At 73.1% G+C, this 15,800-nt stretch carries 14 protein-coding genes and 1 tRNA gene; 14 read left to right on the top strand and 1 reads right to left on the bottom strand.

The features are described from left to right. The first annotated feature begins 420 nt into the window (after window positions 1-420). The 13 genes from ACFW6B_RS26915 to ACFW6B_RS26855 all read left to right on the top strand — a co-directional run bounded on the left by ACFW6B_RS26915 (window position 421) and on the right by ACFW6B_RS26855 (window position 11,464). Window positions 421-2,469 (top strand): ATP-binding protein, encoded by a 2,049-nt coding sequence (locus tag ACFW6B_RS26915; RefSeq protein ID WP_386599635.1) that lies wholly within the window; start codon window positions 421-423, stop codon window positions 2,467-2,469. A 62-nt stretch (window positions 2,470-2,531) separates the two neighbouring features. Continuing rightward, entirely contained in the window at window positions 2,532-2,966 is a 435-nt protein-coding gene (locus ACFW6B_RS26910; RefSeq protein ID WP_386599633.1) for a roadblock/LC7 domain-containing protein, read from the top strand. Beyond that, complete coding sequence (locus ACFW6B_RS26905) at window positions 2,963-3,340, top strand: DUF742 domain-containing protein (protein WP_386599631.1); 378 nt, start codon at window positions 2,963-2,965, stop codon at window positions 3,338-3,340. Before ACFW6B_RS26910 ends, ACFW6B_RS26905 begins: the two co-directional genes overlap by 4 nt. Further along, window positions 3,318-3,917 carry an ATP/GTP-binding protein gene (locus ACFW6B_RS26900; protein ID WP_386599630.1) on the top strand — a complete coding sequence of 200 codons (600 nt, stop codon included), beginning with the start codon at window positions 3,318-3,320 and terminating at the stop codon, window positions 3,915-3,917. Before ACFW6B_RS26905 ends, ACFW6B_RS26900 begins: the two co-directional genes overlap by 23 nt. Then, a complete protein-coding gene (locus ACFW6B_RS26895; protein ID WP_386599628.1) occupies window positions 3,914-4,492 on the top strand; it encodes a GAF domain-containing protein in 579 nt (192 codons plus the stop codon). Before ACFW6B_RS26900 ends, ACFW6B_RS26895 begins: the two co-directional genes overlap by 4 nt. Before the next feature lie 379 nt (window positions 4,493-4,871). Continuing rightward, window positions 4,872-5,900 (top strand): L-threonine 3-dehydrogenase, encoded by a 1,029-nt coding sequence (tdh, locus tag ACFW6B_RS26890; RefSeq protein WP_386599626.1) that lies wholly within the window; start codon window positions 4,872-4,874, stop codon window positions 5,898-5,900. 18 nt (window positions 5,901-5,918) lie between these two features. Further along, window positions 5,919-7,112: a glycine C-acetyltransferase gene (locus tag ACFW6B_RS26885; RefSeq protein WP_386599644.1), complete on the top strand. Its 1,194-nt coding sequence runs from the start codon at window positions 5,919-5,921 to the stop codon at window positions 7,110-7,112. Between the two features lie 82 nt (window positions 7,113-7,194). Next, window positions 7,195-8,100, top strand: coding sequence for a LysR family transcriptional regulator (locus ACFW6B_RS26880; protein ID WP_386599624.1), 906 nt, complete (start codon window positions 7,195-7,197; stop codon window positions 8,098-8,100). A 37-nt stretch (window positions 8,101-8,137) separates the two neighbouring features. Beyond that, window positions 8,138-8,710, top strand: coding sequence for a helix-turn-helix domain-containing protein (locus ACFW6B_RS26875; RefSeq protein WP_386599622.1), 573 nt, complete (start codon window positions 8,138-8,140; stop codon window positions 8,708-8,710). Beyond that, window positions 8,710-9,243 (top strand): GNAT family N-acetyltransferase, encoded by a 534-nt coding sequence (locus tag ACFW6B_RS26870; protein WP_386599643.1) that lies wholly within the window; start codon window positions 8,710-8,712, stop codon window positions 9,241-9,243. The genes ACFW6B_RS26875 and ACFW6B_RS26870 overlap by 1 nt, the downstream gene beginning before the upstream one ends. A 50-nt stretch (window positions 9,244-9,293) precedes the next feature. Continuing rightward, the gene (locus ACFW6B_RS26865) at window positions 9,294-9,653 is read left to right on the top strand and encodes an MmcQ/YjbR family DNA-binding protein (RefSeq protein WP_386599620.1); all 360 of its coding nucleotides are present in this window, start codon (window positions 9,294-9,296) and stop codon (window positions 9,651-9,653) included. A gap of 150 nt (window positions 9,654-9,803) precedes the next feature. Then, entirely contained in the window at window positions 9,804-11,333 is a 1,530-nt protein-coding gene (locus ACFW6B_RS26860) for an MFS transporter (RefSeq protein WP_386599618.1), read from the top strand. Window positions 11,334-11,390: 57 nt separating this feature from the next. Next, window positions 11,391-11,464 (top strand) — tRNA-Pro (locus tag ACFW6B_RS26855). Between the two features lie 129 nt (window positions 11,465-11,593). Here ACFW6B_RS26855 and ACFW6B_RS26850 read toward each other — a convergent pair. Beyond that, on the bottom strand, window positions 11,594-13,744 hold the full coding sequence (locus tag ACFW6B_RS26850; RefSeq protein WP_386599616.1) for a SpoIIE family protein phosphatase: 2,151 nt from the start codon (window positions 13,742-13,744) through the stop codon (window positions 11,594-11,596). A gap of 238 nt (window positions 13,745-13,982) precedes the next feature. On the opposite strand from ACFW6B_RS26850, the gene ACFW6B_RS26845 reads away from it, so the two are divergent. Beyond that, window positions 13,983-15,800 (top strand): ABC transporter ATP-binding protein, encoded by a 1,818-nt coding sequence (locus ACFW6B_RS26845; RefSeq protein ID WP_386599614.1) that lies wholly within the window; start codon window positions 13,983-13,985, stop codon window positions 15,798-15,800.

The following is a 15,800-nucleotide window of genomic DNA, read 5'->3' as shown; positions in this document are numbered from 1 at the left end:
CCCCACCTCTGGATTCTATCGATCTGTTGATTTGTTCTTTTTGGTGTTGGCGGTGGTCTTTTTTTTTTTTAACAGGACGCGCGGGGGGGGGGGGGGGGGGTCGCGGGGACCCCCCCGCCCCCCGCCGTTTGCGTACGACCGCTTCTGACCAGCTCTGATCGAATCGGGATTCCGGCGCGAACGGGTGTCCGAGCGGGGTATCGGTCAGCCGTGCGACGCCTCATACCAGAGCGGGACGCTACCTGGGGGAGTTTGTCAACAGCCCACCGCACATGATGCGTTGGCGACTACTGTCAGTTGCCGACGGGCGACGCAGGGCCGATTTCTTCGGCTCTCTCGACCGGCACCGCGACGGCACGCACCCGAGTCGCGGAACCGCGGGAGCTCCGTGCCCCCGACGCATCCAGTACGAGGACGCCGATGTCTCACCTTCGCGCACCGGCCGCACGCGCAGACCGCCGCGAGGCCGGGCGGCACGGCCGCCCGGCCGCCCGCGCCCCCCTCGCGCCGCCCGAGACGCACCTGCGGCCCCAGCTCCTGCGCCTCGCGGTCCTGCCGCCGACCGCCGTGGCCCTCGGCGCGTGCGCCGCCGTACTGTTCACCGTCCGCTCCACCGGCGCGAGGCCGGGAACCGCCCTGTGGGCCGTGATCGCCGGAGCGGCGGGCGTGGCCCTGGCCGCCGTCCTGACCGCCGCCGTCGCGGCCGATCGCGCCGCCACGTCCGTACGCGAACGCATAGGAGCCCTGCGCCGCACGAGCGCCCGCACCGAGGCCGACCTGCACGCCGTCGTCGAGGGACTGCGCCGCGGCGAGGACCCGCCCGCCCGCAGGAGGCGCCGCCGCCCGCCCGCGGACGCCGACGACTTCGAACTGCTCGCCGCCGACCTCTCCCGCGCCCACGACGGCGCCGTCGCGGCCGTCGTGCAGGCCGCGCGGCTCTCCAGCCGGACGGGCAGCGAACAGAAGGTCGAGGTCTTCGTCAACCTGGCCCGGCGCCTGCAGTCCCTCGTGCACCGCGAGATCTCCATCCTCGACGAGCTGGAGAACGAGATCGAGGACCCGGACCTCCTCAAAGGGCTCTTCCACGTCGACCACCTGGCCACCCGCATCCGACGCCACGCCGAGAACCTGGCCGTGCTCGGCGGCGCCGTCTCGCGCCGGCAGTGGAGCAACCCCGTCTCCGTGACCGAGGTGCTGCGCTCCGCGATCGCCGAGGTCGAGCAGTACTCGCGGGTCAAGCTGGTGCCCCCGCTCGACGGCACCCTGCGCGGCCACGCGGCCGCCGACGTCATCCACCTGCTCGCCGAACTCGTCGAGAACGCCACCGTGTTCTCCGCCCCGCACACCCAGGTGCTGCTGCGGGTCGACCACGTCACCTCGGGACTGGCCATCGAGGTGGAGGACCGCGGACTCGGCATGCAGACGGCCGAGCAGGACAGGATGAACGCCCTGCTCGCCGACCCCGACCAGGTCAACGTCGCCGGCCTGCTCCAGGACGGGCGCATCGGCCTGTTCGTGGTCTCGCAGCTCGCCCGCCGGCACGGCATCCACGTACGGCTCCGGAGCAACATCTACGGCGGTGTCCAGGCCGTCCTCGTGGTTCCCCAGGGCCTGCTGGGCCCGGTACCGGAGGCCGTCGAGGAGGCGGGAGCGACACCGGCGCCGCCGCACGGGACGAACGGAGGGCACCGGCCGGCCCTCGGCCCCGCGCCGGCGCGCACACCGGAGGCGCCGCTCCCGGTGCCCGCGTCCGTGGTGCCCCGGCAGCCGCCGCGCGAGCCCCTGCCGGAGCCCGTACGAGGGGAACGGACGGCTCCGCACGGCGCGGACGTGCCGCCCGGGGCGCGCGGCACGGGACCGCTCCCGGTGCGCGGCGCCCGTGCCGAACGGCCCAACCCGGCCGAGGCCGTACCGGGCATCCGCCCCGAGGACCGCCCCACCGCCGCCGAGAACGCGGCCGTGCCGCACGCACCGCGCGCCGGAGCCGTCCGCGGCACCACGGGCAGGCCCGGCCTGCCCAAGCGGCGCGCCCAGGAGCACATCGTCCCGCAGCTCCGCGAGGGCCAGGCCCCCCGCCCGGTCGCGGAGTACCTCGTCGGACACGACCCCGGGCTCATGGCCGCGTTCCAGCGCGGCATCGGGCTCGCGGAGGCCGCCCACACGGAGCCCGCGCGCCGGGAGCGGCCGGAGCCCTCCCCGGTCCCGCCGGCCGCCCCGGCCTCCTTCCCGGACCGGGCGTACCCGGAGGCACCGCGCGGCGAGGGCACCGCCCCGGAACGCGGGGCCCTGCCCGCCGGCACCCCCGCCGACGGCCGCGGCCTCCCCGGCGCACCCCCGGAGGACGGCACGCCGACGGCCCACCCGGACGTGGCGCGCGCGACGCGCGCGCCGGCACCGCGAGCTGCCCACGACCCCGAGTCCGGCCACGACCGCACCACCCGGCACGACGGGAGCACACCGGCCGGATGACCACCCCCGCACCCACCCCCACCGCTCCCGCAGACCTTCGTACCTCAAGGAGTCGATCCCCCATGGCGAGCGATGTGCCGACCGGCCACGTGTCCGACCTCGACTGGCTGATGAGCGGCCTCGTCCAGCGCGTACCCCACACCACCAGCGCGGTCCTGCTCTCCAGCGACGGGCTCGTGAAGTCGGTCCACGGACTCGACCCGGACAGCGCCGACCACATGGCGGCGCTCGCCTGCGGCCTCTACGCCCTCGGGCGCAGCGCGGGCGTGCGCTTCGGGGACGGCGGCGAGGTGCGCCAGGTCGTGGTCGAACTCGACTCGACCCTGCTGTTCGTCTCCACGGCCGGATCCGGCACCTGTCTCGCCGTGCTCGCGGGCCGGGAGGCCGACGCGGCCGTCCTCGGCTACGAGATGGCGATGCTGGTCAAGAGCGTCCGGCCCTACCTGGTCACCGCGCCCCGGCAGCACGCCGTCGAACCCTCGGCGACGAGGTCTTGAGCGCGGCCGCGGCCGGCGACGGGCCCTGGCTCGACGCCGCGGCCGGACGCCTGGTGCGCCCCTACACGGTCAGCGACGGACGGACCCGGCCGAGCACCGCGCTCGACCTCCTCTCCCAGGTCATGGCCACCGGAGCCACACCCCTCGGCTACCTCGGTCCCGAGCACGGCCAGGCGCTCGAACGCTGCCGGGCACCCGTCTCGGTCGCGGAGGTCGCCGCCCATCTGAAGCTGCCGGCCGCGGTCACCAAGGTGCTGCTGTCGGACCTCGTCGACTGCGGGGCGCTGACCACCAAGCCCCCCCGGTTCCACCACAACCCCACTGACCGGTCCCTTCTGGAGGCAGTGCTCGATGGATTACGACGACAGCTCTGACCCGTTCCCCACCGCGCTGAAGATCCTGGTGGCGGGAGGGTTCGGGGTCGGCAAGACGACGTTCGTCGGGGCGGTGAGCGAGATCGCGCCGCTCAGCACGGAGGAGCTGCTGACCACGGTCAGCGCCTCGACCGACCGGCTCGACGGGATCGAGAACAAGGTCGAGACGACCGTCGCGATGGACTTCGGCCGCATAACCCTGGACCCGGAACACGTGCTCTATCTGTTCGGCACACCCGGACAGGAGCGGTTCTGGTTCATGTGGGACGAGCTCTCCGACGGCGCGCTCGGCGCGGTGGTCCTCGCCGACACCCGGCGCCTGGAGGACTGCTTCGCGGCCGTCGACTTCTTCGAACAGCGCGGTCTCGCGTTCGTCGTCGCGGTCAACGAGTTCGACGGCTCGTACCGCTACGACCCGGCCGAGGTGCGTGCGGCCATCGACCTCGACCCCCAGATCCCCGTCGTGTGCTGCGACGCCCGGATCTCCAGCTCGGGAGTGCAGACCCTGCTCACCCTGGTCCGCCACCTCCTCGCCCACGCGCCCGCCCACACCCCGAGCCAGGGAGCCCGCGCATGACGTACGACCCGTCGCGGCCGGCCGGCCGGCTGTTGCTGACACCGCAGGACAAGGACGCCCCGGCCAGGGTGCGACGCCTGCGCCGGCTGGGCCTCGGGGAGCGTTCAGAGCCCGCCCTCGACGCCTTCGCGGACCGGCTCGCGCAGGTCGCCGCGGCACCGTACTCGATGGTCAACTTCATCGACGAGCAACGGCAGTTCTTCGCCGGGCTGCACACCCCGGACGGCGGTGCCGGGGGCGGCCGGCTCGCGGCCGCCGCGGCCGGGAACGAACTCCGTTACATGGCCCGGGACCACGGCTTCTGCCCCCACGTGGTGGTGCGCCGCAAGGCGCTCGTCCTGGAGGACGTCTGCGACTACCCGCGCTTCGCCGGGAATCCGGTCGTCGACGAGTTCGGTGTCCGCTCCTATCTCGGCGCCCCGCTGCTCGACCGCAGCGGCATCGCCCTCGGCACGATCTGCGTCGTGGACGTCGAGCCGCGCCCCTGGGGAAGGGCGGGCCTGGAGACGATCAAGGCGATGGCGGCCGAGCTGGCCGGACAGCTCGTGCGGCGGGAAGAGGATCACGGGATCTGACGACGCGCCGGGACGCGGATCCGCCTCCGTCGGCCGCCCGGGACCCATCCTGTGACGTATGCCGGGACCCCTTGCCGAAGCAGCCGCCGAGCACCCGTGGAACGGGGGTGCCCCATGTCCCCGTAGCCGTGCCCGGCACCACCGCCCCCGCCGTCGCCTCCTCGCCCTGCCCCGCACCGCCGCGGCCGCCCCGGCGACCGGCCCCGGGACGGGCCGGCAGAGAGCGGGCGTGAAGGAAAGCTGGGGCCGCGCTTAAGAAATCCTCGATGGACCCAGGGTGCCGTCGTACGGCAGATTCCTGGGTGAATTCACCCCTCTCCCCGGTACGGGACCGCTTCGGCGTGCCCGCTCCCGGGCCGCACGCACAGGAGCCGTACGAGTGAAGGCGCTGGTCAAGGAGAAGGCGGAGCCCGGACTCTGGCTCACGGACGTCCCGGAGCCGCAGGCCGGCCCCGGTGACGTACTGATCAAGGTCCTCAGGACCGGGATCTGCGGCACGGACCTGCACATCCGCAACTGGGACGGCTGGGCGCAGCAGACCATCAAGACGCCCCTCGTGCTCGGCCACGAGTTCGTCGGCGAGGTCGTCGAGACCGGCCGCGACGTCACCGACATCAACGTCGGGGACCGCGTCAGCGGCGAGGGCCACCTGGTCTGCGGGAAGTGCCGCAACTGTCTCGCCGGACGGCGCCACCTCTGCCGTGCCACCGTGGGCCTCGGCGTCGGCCGTGACGGCGCGTTCGCGGAGTACGTCGTGCTGCCCGCCTCCAACGTGTGGGTGCACCGCGTCCCGGTCGACCTCGACGTCGCCGCGATCTTCGACCCGTTCGGCAACGCCGTCCACACCGCGCTGTCCTTCCCGCTGGTGGGCGAGGACGTCCTGATCACCGGCGCCGGACCGATCGGCCTGATGGCCGCGGCCGTGGCCCGTCACGCGGGTGCCCGCAACGTCGTCATCACGGACGTCAGCGAGGAGCGCCTGGAACTGGCCCGCAAGATCGGCGTCAGCCTCGCCCTCAACGTCGCCGGCTCGACGATCGCCGACGGACAGCGCACCCTCGGCCTGCGCGAGGGCTTCGACATCGGCCTGGAGATGTCCGGCCGCCCCGAGGCCATGCGCGACATGATCGCCAACATGACCCACGGCGGGCGGATCGCGATGCTGGGCCTGCCGTCCGAGGAGTTCCCGGTCGACTGGGCCCGGATCGTCACCTCCATGATCACGATCAAGGGCATCTACGGTCGGGAGATGTTCGAGACCTGGTACGCGATGTCGGTCCTCCTGGAGAGCGGCCTCGACCTCATGCCCGTGATCACCGGCCGCTACGGGTTCCGGGACTACGAGGCGGCGTTCGACGACGCGGCAGGCGGCCGTGGCGGCAAGGTCATTCTCGACTGGACCCTCTGAGGACTTAAGGAACTGATGATGTTCGACTCCGTCCGTGACGACCTGCGCACCACCCTCGACGAGATCCGCGCCGCCGGGCTGCACAAGCCCGAGCGGGTCATCGGCACCCCGCAGTCCGCGACCGTGAACGTCACCGCGGGCGGCCGCCCCGGTGAAGTCCTCAACTTCTGCGCGAACAACTACCTCGGTCTCGCCGACCACCCCGAGGTCGTCGCCGCCGCCCACGCGGCGCTCGACCGCTGGGGCTACGGCATGGCCTCCGTGCGCTTCATCTGCGGTACGCAGGAGGTGCACAAGGAGCTGGAGGCGCGGCTGTCCGCGTTCCTCGGCCAGGAGGACACGATCCTCTACTCCTCCTGCTTCGACGCCAACGGCGGTGTCTTCGAGACCCTCCTCGGCGCCGAGGACGCGGTGATCTCCGACGCCCTCAACCACGCCTCGATCATCGACGGCATCCGGCTGTCCAAGGCGCGCCGCTTCCGGTACGCCAACCGGGACATGGCCGACCTGGAGGCGCAGCTCAAGGAGGCCTCCGGCGCGCGCCGCCGTCTGATCGTCACCGACGGCGTCTTCTCGATGGACGGCTACGTCGCCCCGCTCGACGAGATCTGCGACCTCGCCGAGCGTTACGACGCGATGGTCATGGTCGACGACTCGCACGCCGTCGGATTCGTCGGCCCCGGCGGCCGCGGCACCCCCGAGCTGCACGGGGTCATGGACCGCGTCGACATCATCACCGGCACGCTCGGCAAGGCCCTCGGCGGCGCCTCCGGCGGTTACGTCGCGGCCCGCGCCGAGATCGTCGCCCTGCTGCGCCAGCGGTCCCGCCCGTACCTCTTCTCGAACACGCTCGCCCCGGTGATCGCCGCGGCCTCGCTGAAGGTCCTCGACCTGCTGGAGTCCGCCGACGACCTGCGGGTACGGCTCGCGGAGAACACCGCGCTGTTCCGCTCCCGGATGACCGAGGAGGGCTTCGACGTCCTCCCCGGCGACCACGCGATCGCCCCCGTCATGATCGGTGACGCGTCCGTCGCCGGCCGCATGGCGGAGCTGCTCCTGGAGCGTGGCGTGTACGTGATCGGGTTCTCCTACCCGGTCGTCCCGCAGGGGAAGGCCCGTATCCGCGTACAGCTCTCCGCGGGGCACTCCACCGAGGACGTGAACCGGGCCGTGGACGCCTTCGTGGCGGCGCGCGCGGAGCTCGACGCCTGACGGCCGGCGCGCCCCCCTCACGAGGGGGGCGCACACCGGCCGGATGGCCGGAAAGCGCGTGTGACCTGAGAGAATCGGTCGCATGATCGAAGCGCGGCGGCTCCACATCCTCCGTGCGGTGGCCGACCACCGCACGGTGACGGCGGCGGCCGCCGCGCTGTACCTCACGCCCTCGGCGGTCTCGCAGCAGCTGACCGCCCTGGAGCAGGAGACGGGCCACCGGCTCGTCGAGCGCGGCGCCAAGGGGGTGCGGCTGACCCCCGCCGGGGAGATCCTGCTCGGCCACACCAACGCCGTGCTGGCCCAACTGGAGCGTGCGGAGGCGGAGTTGGCCGCGTACAGCGCCGGGTCGGCCGGTACGGTCACCGTGGCCTCCTTCGCGACCGGGATCGGCCTGGTCGTGGCCCCCGCGCTGGCCCGCCTCGCCGTCACCTCGCCCGGCATCCTCGTCCGCGTCCAGGACGCCGAGGGGGACGCCAGCCTGCCGATGGTGCTCGACCGGCAGGTCGACATCGCGGTGGCCGTCGAGTACCGCGGAGCCCCGGACGCCGACGACCCGCGTCTGACGCACGTCCCGCTGTACGCCGAGCCCTTCGACGCGGTCGTCCCCGTCACCCACCGGCTGGCCGACGCCGCGGAGGTGCCCCTCGCCGAGCTGGCCAAGGACCCCTGGATCGGCCCGTACCCCGGCAACCCCTGTCACGACGTGGTCGTCCTGGCCTGTGAGAACGCCGGGTTCCAGCCACGCCTCGAACACTCCTCGGACGACTTCCGCGCCGTCGTCGCCCTCGCCTCCGCCGACGCGGGCGTCGCCCTGGTGCCCCGCTCGGCGCTGCGCGGCATGGAGCTCACGGGCGTGGTCGTGCGTCCCGTGGACGGCGTCGCCCCCACCCGCCGCGTCTTCGCCGCCGTACGCCGCGGCGCCGAGGACCATCCGCTGATCCGGCCCGTCCTGGAGGCGTTGACGCGGGCGGCCACGGTCGACTGACCAAACTGTTTCCCATATTCGAGATAGCATCCCGAATATGGGAAACGAGGACGATGGCGCGGTCGACGTCAGGCTCGGGGCGCGGCTGGCCGAGCTGAGGGCGGAACGGGGCTGGACCCTGGGAGAGCTGGCGGAGCGCAGCGGGATCAGCAGATCGACCCTCTCCCGGGCGGAGCGTGCCGAGATCAGCCCCACGGCCTCCCTCCTCAACCGCCTCTGCCATGTGTACGGGCGCACCATGTCGCAGCTGCTGAGCGAGGTCGAGCGGGAGTCCGCGCTCCTGGTCCGCGCCGCCGACCAGACGGTCTGGACGGACCGGGCCTCCGGGTTCGTCCGGCGGTCGGTGTCCCCGCCGCACCCGGGGCTGCGCGGCGAACTGGTCGAGGGACGGCTCGCGGCGGGCGCGGACATCGCGTACGACCGGCCTCCCGTACCCGGTCTCGAGCAGCACGTCTGGGTCCTCGACGGCAGTCTCGACGTGACCGCGGAGGGCGTCGGGCACCGTCTCGGCGCCGGCGACTGCCTCCGGCTGCGCGTGTGGGGGCCGACCCGCTTCCGCTGTCCCGGCCCCGCGGACGTGCGGTACGCGCTGGCGGTGGTGCTGCCGTGATCACCGTCTCGCGCCTCACCGCAGCTCAACTCCACGAAGTGGTGCACGAGTTGGCGGACCTGCTCGCCGACACCGTGAACGGCGGCGCCTCGGTCGGATTCCTCGCCCCGCTCGGCCACGCGGCGGCCGTCGCCTGGTGGCGCGAGCGCGCGGACGCGGTCCTCGCCGGGTGCCACGCGGTCTGGGCGGCCCACGTCGACGGCCGGCTGCTCGGTACCGTCGCCCTCGCCTTCCCCGACAAGCCCAACAGCCGCCACCGCGCCGAACTCGTCAAGCTGATGGTCCACCGCGACGGACGGGGACGAGGGGTGGGCCGTACGCTCCTCGCGACCGCCGAGACGGAAGCCGCCGCCGCGGGGATCACCCTCCTCCACCTGGACACCGAGACCGGCAGCCCCGCCGAGTCGCTGTACCTGTCGGCGGGCTGGACCCGGATCGGGGAGATACCCGACTACGCGGCGGCGCCCTCGGGCGGACTGCGCCCGACGACGATCTTCTACAAGCGGCCGGGAGTGCCCGCCGACGGCGGCTGACGTCGTGCTTCGCCGCGTCGATGTCAGTGGCATTGGCTAGCGTGCGTCTCATGCCGGATGCCGAAGACGTACGCCGTATCGCCCTTTCCCTGCCGGACACGACGGAGAAGATCGCCTGGAGCATGCCCACTTTTCGCGTGGCGGGAAAGATGTTCGCCACCCTGCCCGAGGCGGAGACCTCCATCGCCGTGCGCTGTCCGAAGGAGGAGCGCGACGAACTGGTCCTGGCCGAGCCGGAGAAGTTCTGGATCGCCGGCCACGAGGCCGGCTTCGCCTGGGTCCGGGCCCGGCTCGCCGCCCTGGAGGACGAGGGTGAACTCCACGCCATCCTCGCCGACTCCTGGCGTCAGGCGGCGCCGCCCCGACTCGCCGACGCCCACCCCGAGTTGGGCCTGCCGTCCGTCGACTGAAACCGCCTCTGCGCCGTCGGCGCCCCGTGGCATGATCCGGATCGGGCGTGATCCGCGGACGTGCGCGATCCGGAGACGGGATCGGGGCGTGCGCGGGACGGCGCGGCTTCGTGGGGGAGCCGCCGGGGCAGGGGGAGGGGTGCGAGCGGGATGACCGTGACGTCCTCGGACGAGGAGCCGCGGGACGGGGCGCCGCCCGACGGCGCGACCGGCAGCGGTCCGGCGACGGGCGCCCGGGGCGGGGGCGGTCCGGGAGCGGGCCGTGCTCGCGACGACTCGGCGGACGGTGCCCGCGGCGGGGGCCGGGGCGAGGACGTGGGGCGGCGTGCGGCGGACGGACGGTCCGGAACGGACCGGTCCCGGGCCGGCCTCCTCGACGGCGGCCGGTCCCGGGCCGTCTGGTCGCGGGACTTCGTCCTGTTCTTCGTCGCACGGGCCCTCGCCCGGCTCGGCGAGACCATGCTGCCGGTGGCCCTCGCCGCCGGACTGCTGCGGTACGGGTACGGAGCCGGCGCCGTCGGCCTCGCCATGGCCGCCTCGGCCGCCCCCTTCGCCGGACTGGTGGTCTTCGGCGGAGTGATCGCCGACCGCTTCAGCACCCGCAGGCTGATGATCGGCGCCGACCTCGTGCGGCTCGTGGCCCAGTCGGTCGCCGCGGCCCTCTTCTTCACCGGGCACGTGGTCCTGTGGCAGGTCTGCGTGATCGGCGCGGTCAACGGCGCGGCCGGCGCCGTCTTCCAGCCCGGCGTCGCCAGCACCGTCCCGCGCCTGGCCGCCGACATCCAGGGGGCCAACGGCGCCATCCGGATCGCCGAGTCCGCAGCCCAGCTCGCCGGGCCCGCCCTGGCGGGTCTGCTGGTCGCGTTCGCCTCCGCCGGAGGGGTCTTCGTGGCCCACGCCGGCACCTTCGCGCTGAGCGCCCTGTGCCTGCTGCTGCTCCGCCTGCCCCCGGCCGCCCCCGGAAGCGGGCCCCGCGGCGGCGGCTTCAGGGCCGATCTCGCCGAAGGCTGGCGGGAGTTCAGATCCCGCACCTGGCTGTGGGGCGTCATCGTGATCTGGTGCGTCTACATGATCTCCGTCTGGGGTCCCACCGTCCCCCTGGTGGCGACCGAGATGGTGCGGGCGCACGGCCCGCGCGCCTACGGTCTGGTCAACTCCGCCCTCGGCGCGGGCACGGTCGTCGGCGGACTCCTCGCGCTGCGCCTGCGTCCGCGCCGCATGCTGCGCGCCGGTTCCCTCGCCCTGCTGGCCTTCGCCTGCTTCCCCGCCTCCGTGGGGGCCGGGTTCGGCGTGCCGGCCGTTTCGGCGTGCGCGGCGGTCGCCGGAGCGGGCACCTCGCTGTGGGGCGTGATGTGGGCGACGAGCGTGCAGACGCAGGTCGCCCCCGACGTCCTCAACCGCATCCACGCCTACGACGTCGCGGGCTCCCTGGCGATGATGCCCGTCGGCCAGGCGCTCGCGGGGCCCGCCGCCTCGGCCATCGGTGCCGACAACGTCCTGCTCGTCTCCGGCGTCATGTCCCTCGTCGTCTGCGCGGCCCTGCTCTCGGTGCCCGCGATACGCGGCCTGGTACGGGTCGACGGCCCAGCTCCCAGGCCGCCGGACACCCCCGGAGCACCGCCCGGACAGGCCGCTCGGGCGCCCGGCCCGCGGAAAACGGGTGCGCGACCACGGGCATGAGTGCGGTATTGTTTCCGTGCGCGTCCAGCCAGGGGAAACCCCAGGTCAGACGGGCACCGGGACGTGGCGCAGCTTGGTAGCGCACTTGACTGGGGGTCAAGGGGTCGCAGGTTCAAATCCTGTCGTCCCGACTGGAGTCTTCTCCGTAGTCGCAGGTCCGAGGCCGTTCTCTCATCGACGAGAGGGCGGCCTTCGGCGTTGTCCGGGCCCGCCTCGGCCACCACGTCCCACGGTGTCCGCGGTTCCCTGGCCCGCGCGTCTCAAGGTGTCCCCGCTCCGACGGGCGCGTGCCTCTCCGGCACCGACGGCGGAGGTGACGGGACGAGGTCCTGTTCGGCCCAGATCGCCTTGCCCCGGATGTCGCCCCGGACACCCCAGCGGCGGGTGAGCTGCGCGGTGATGAAGAGCCCGCGCCCGTGCTCGTCCGTGTCCAGGGCCCGGCGCAGATGCGGGGCGGTGCTGCTGTCGTCGGCGACCTCACAGGTGAGGGTGTCGCCGAGGATGAGCCGCAGCCGGATCGGGCCCTCGGCGTACCGGATGGCGTTGGTCACCAGCTCGCTGACGATGAGCGCGGTGTTGCCGACGAGGTCGGCGTCGACGTCCCAGCGGGTCAGCTGGGCGGTCGCGGCCTTGCGCGCCATGGAGACGACCGAGGGGTCGTTGTCGAAGGTCCAGGCGTTGGTCTGGTCCGGGCCGAGGGTGCGGGTGCGGGCCAGCAGCAGGAAGGCGTCGTGGGCGAGCGGGTCGGGACACAGGTCGAGGGCGAGCGAGTCGCACAGGGCCTGGAGGAACCGGCCGGGCGCGGCCTCGGCGATCCGGCTCGGCAGCGACCGCGTCATGACCGGGGAACCGTCCAGGAGGGCGGTGTTGTAGAGCAGCAGGGTGCTGCCCGAGGGCAGGGCGCGTTCGGTCGACCGGTACTGGGCGATGCCCTGGCCCAGCGGGGGGCCGGGATCGATGTCGAGTGCTTCGACGTCTCCGCCCGGGTGCACCAGGACGGGGCCCGGGTGTCCCGCGCTCGCCGCCGTGCAGAGACGGGTGACCGGGTCGTAGACGACGTAGAGACAGCTCGCCGGGGCGGTGTCGGGCGCGGGGAGGCCGGGCGCGCCGGCCGGGACCGGCTGGGGACGGCTGGCGAGGTCGTGCAGGCGTTCCAGGATCTCGTCGGGTGGCAGGTCGAGATCGGACAGTGCCTCGATCGCGGCCCGCAGTTCGCCCATGGCCGCGGGGTCGGCGGCGTCCGCCTCCGCGGTCGTGTCCCCGGCGACCAGCGCGATCCTGGCTCCGGACAGGGGGATGACGTCGAACCAGGCGCCGCCCGTCCCGGCGGGCAGGTAGGTGTGGGCGAGGTCGACCGCGGCGGTTCCGGGCGTCTCGGGATGGGTGAGCCGACCGGTGAGGATGCGGGCCGTGGAGCGTTCGCGTCCGTACTGGCGGGCGTTGTCCAGGCAGAGGGCGGCGTGGGTGGTGAGCTGTTCCGCCAGGGCCAGGTCCTTGTCGTCGAACGGGGTCGGATTGCGCCACCGGTAGAAACAGGCCAGTCCGAGCACCAGGCCCCGGGCCCTGATGGGAACGAGCAGCATCGAGTGCACACCGGAGGTCAGGATCCGGGCGTCGCGCCGCCGCCCCGGGTCGAGCCAGGAGGTATCCGGGTTCAGCCCGTTGACCAGCCTGGGCGCCAGGGTGTCCAGGGCGGCCCGGTAGGGCGTGGCGGGCGGATAGGTGGTGACCTCGCCGATCTTGGGCACGCCCTCGTGCTCGGGTCCGGCCGCGGAGCGGAACCCCGCGCGTCGCAGGGCCGCCCCCTGGTCGCGGGACTCGGGTGTCGGCGCGTGGCCGCGCACGACCGTGTCGTAGACGTCGACGGTCACGGTGTCGGCCAGACGGGGGACGGCGAGGTCGCCGAACTCCGCGGCGGTGCGGAACACGTCCAGCGTGGTGCCGACCCGGGTGGCCGCCTCGTTCAACAGCCGCAGATCCGCCTCGGCCCTCACCCGGGCGGTGACGTCGGTCAGCGCGGCGGCGACCCCGATCACGGTTCCGTCGGGGCGCTGGAGCCGCAGAACGGTGGCCGAGGCGACCGCCTCGACGGTGGGCTCGCGCCGGCTGCGGAGCCGGACGGGCAGGTCGAACACGGGGCTGCCGTACTCCAGCACCCGCCGGGCGGTGCGCTCGACGAGGCCGCGGTCGGGGACGTCGAAGGCGTCGAGTATCTCGGACAGGGAGCGTCCGATCATGCGGTCGATCGGGAAGTCGCGCATCGTGCGCGCGGCGGTGTTCACCCGCACGAGCCGCAGGTGCCGGTCGTACATGTGCAGGCCGGCCGGAGACCGGGAGAACAGCGCGTCCAGGAGCGCTTCCCCCAGCTCCTCGACCGTCGGGTCGGCTTGCGAACGGTCTCCATCCGTCACGACGGAACACCTCGATGAGTCGGCAACGATCCGTCGGACCGATCCAACCCCCGCCGACGAGCTCCTGCCACCGGAGCGAGGCCGCCGATGGCCGAGAAAAACGCTTGGACCAGGTGTCCGCCGTCACGGGATTATGTAACCTCTTGCCTTCCCATGTCCGGACATCGACGCCTTGGGGAACCAGGGCGTGCGAGCCCGGGCGGTGCGGCGGGCAGCCGTACGACGACACAGGGTTGTGATGGCATCTCCTGAACCGCGCAAGGCATTACCGGGCAAGGGCCCGGTCCTCCTCGCACTCCGCTACTACGGAAGAGAACTGCGCAGGCTCCGGCGGCTGGCCGTGCCGGGCATGCTGCTGCCGGCGCTGGGCAACATCGGCATCAGCTACGTCGCGCCGCTCGTCGTCGCCAAGCTCGTCGGCCGCATCGCGGAGGACGGCAGCGGTGTGTCCGCCGGTACCGCCCTGCCGTACGTCCTCGCCTTCGGCGGCGTCCTGCTTCTCGCCGAGACGTTCTGGCGCCTCGGCCTGCACTGTCTGAACCGCCTGGACGCCCTGGGCGTCGAGCGGCTGTACGTGATCGGCATGGACGAGCTGTTCGCCAAGGACGCCTCGTTCTTCCACGACAACTTCGCCGGCTCGCTGACGAAGCGGGTGCTGAGCTTCGCCTCCCGCTTCGAGGAGTTCGTCGACACGATGACGTTCCAGGTCGCGGGAAGCCTCGTGCCGCTGGTCTTCGGGTCGGTGGTGCTGTGGCGCTACGAACCGCTGCTCGTCGTCGGCCTGCTGGTGATGATCGCCGTGACGGGAGCGTGCGTGGTGCCGCTCATCCGCCGCCGCCAGGCCCTCGTCGAAGAGCGGGAGGAGGCGATCGCCCGGGTCTCGGGCCATGTGGCCGACAGCCTGATGAACATGGACACCGTCCGCGCCTTCGCCGCCGAGGAGCGCGAGGCGGCGGAGCACCGCTCCCGGGTCGCGGTGTCGCGGCGGCTCATGCTCCGGTCGTGGGACTACGGCAACCTGCGCATCGACACGTTCGTCGCGCCGATGTCCGTCCTGACCAACGCGCTCGGTCTGCTGCTCGCGGTCACGCTCGGCGGCGGCGGGCACGGCGTGGAGGCGGTGGTGGTCGCGTTCACGTACTACGCCAACGCGACCCGGATCATGTTCGAGTTCAACCAGATCTACCGGCGGCTGGAGAGCTCGATGACGGAGGCCGCCCAGTTCACCGAGCTGCTGATGACGCCGCCGACCGTGCTCGACCCGGTCGTCCCGGAGCCGCTGCGCCCCGGCGACGCCGACGTCCGCTTCGACCAGGTCACCTTCGCCCACGGCGGCGCCGAACCGCTCTTCAGCGGGCTCGAACTGGACGTGCCCGGCGGGGCGAAGATCGGTCTGGTCGGCCGGTCGGGCGGGGGCAAGACCACGCTCACCCGGCTGCTGCTGCGGATGACGGACATCGAGGGCGGCCGCATCCTGATCGGCGGCCAGGACATCAGCAGGCTGCGTCAGGCCGACCTGCGCAGCCTGATCGCGTACGTGCCGCAGGACCCGGCGATGTTCCACCGCACCCTGCGGGACAACATCGCCTTCGCCCGGCCGGACGCCACCGACGAGGAGATCCGCCGCGCGGCCGAGGCGGCCCACGTCACGGAGTTCGCCGACGCGCTGCCGGACGGTTTCGCGACCATGGTCGGGGAGCGCGGCATCAAACTGTCCGGCGGCCAGCGCCAGCGGGTCGCCCTCGCCCGCGCGATCCTCCGCGACGCGCCGATCCTGCTGCTCGACGAGGCGACCAGCGCTCTGGACTCCGAGAGCGAGATCCTCGTCCAGTCGGCGCTGTGGCGGCTCATGGAGGGGCGTACGGCGCTCGTGGTGGCGCACCGGCTGAGCACGGTCGCCGGCATGGACCGGCTCGTCGTCCTCGACCGCGGGAAGATCGTCGAACAGGGCACGCACCAGGAACTGCTCGCGTCGGACGGCGCCTACGCGAAGCTGTGGCGCCACCAGTCCGGCGGCTTCATCGACGACAGCCCGGCCCCGGCCGACCGGCGCTGA

Source organism: Streptomyces sp. NPDC058751 (genome assembly GCF_042746485.1).
GTDB lineage: Bacteria > Actinomycetota > Actinomycetes > Streptomycetales > Streptomycetaceae > Streptomyces.
This window is presented reverse-complemented; position numbering and strand designations above follow the sequence as displayed.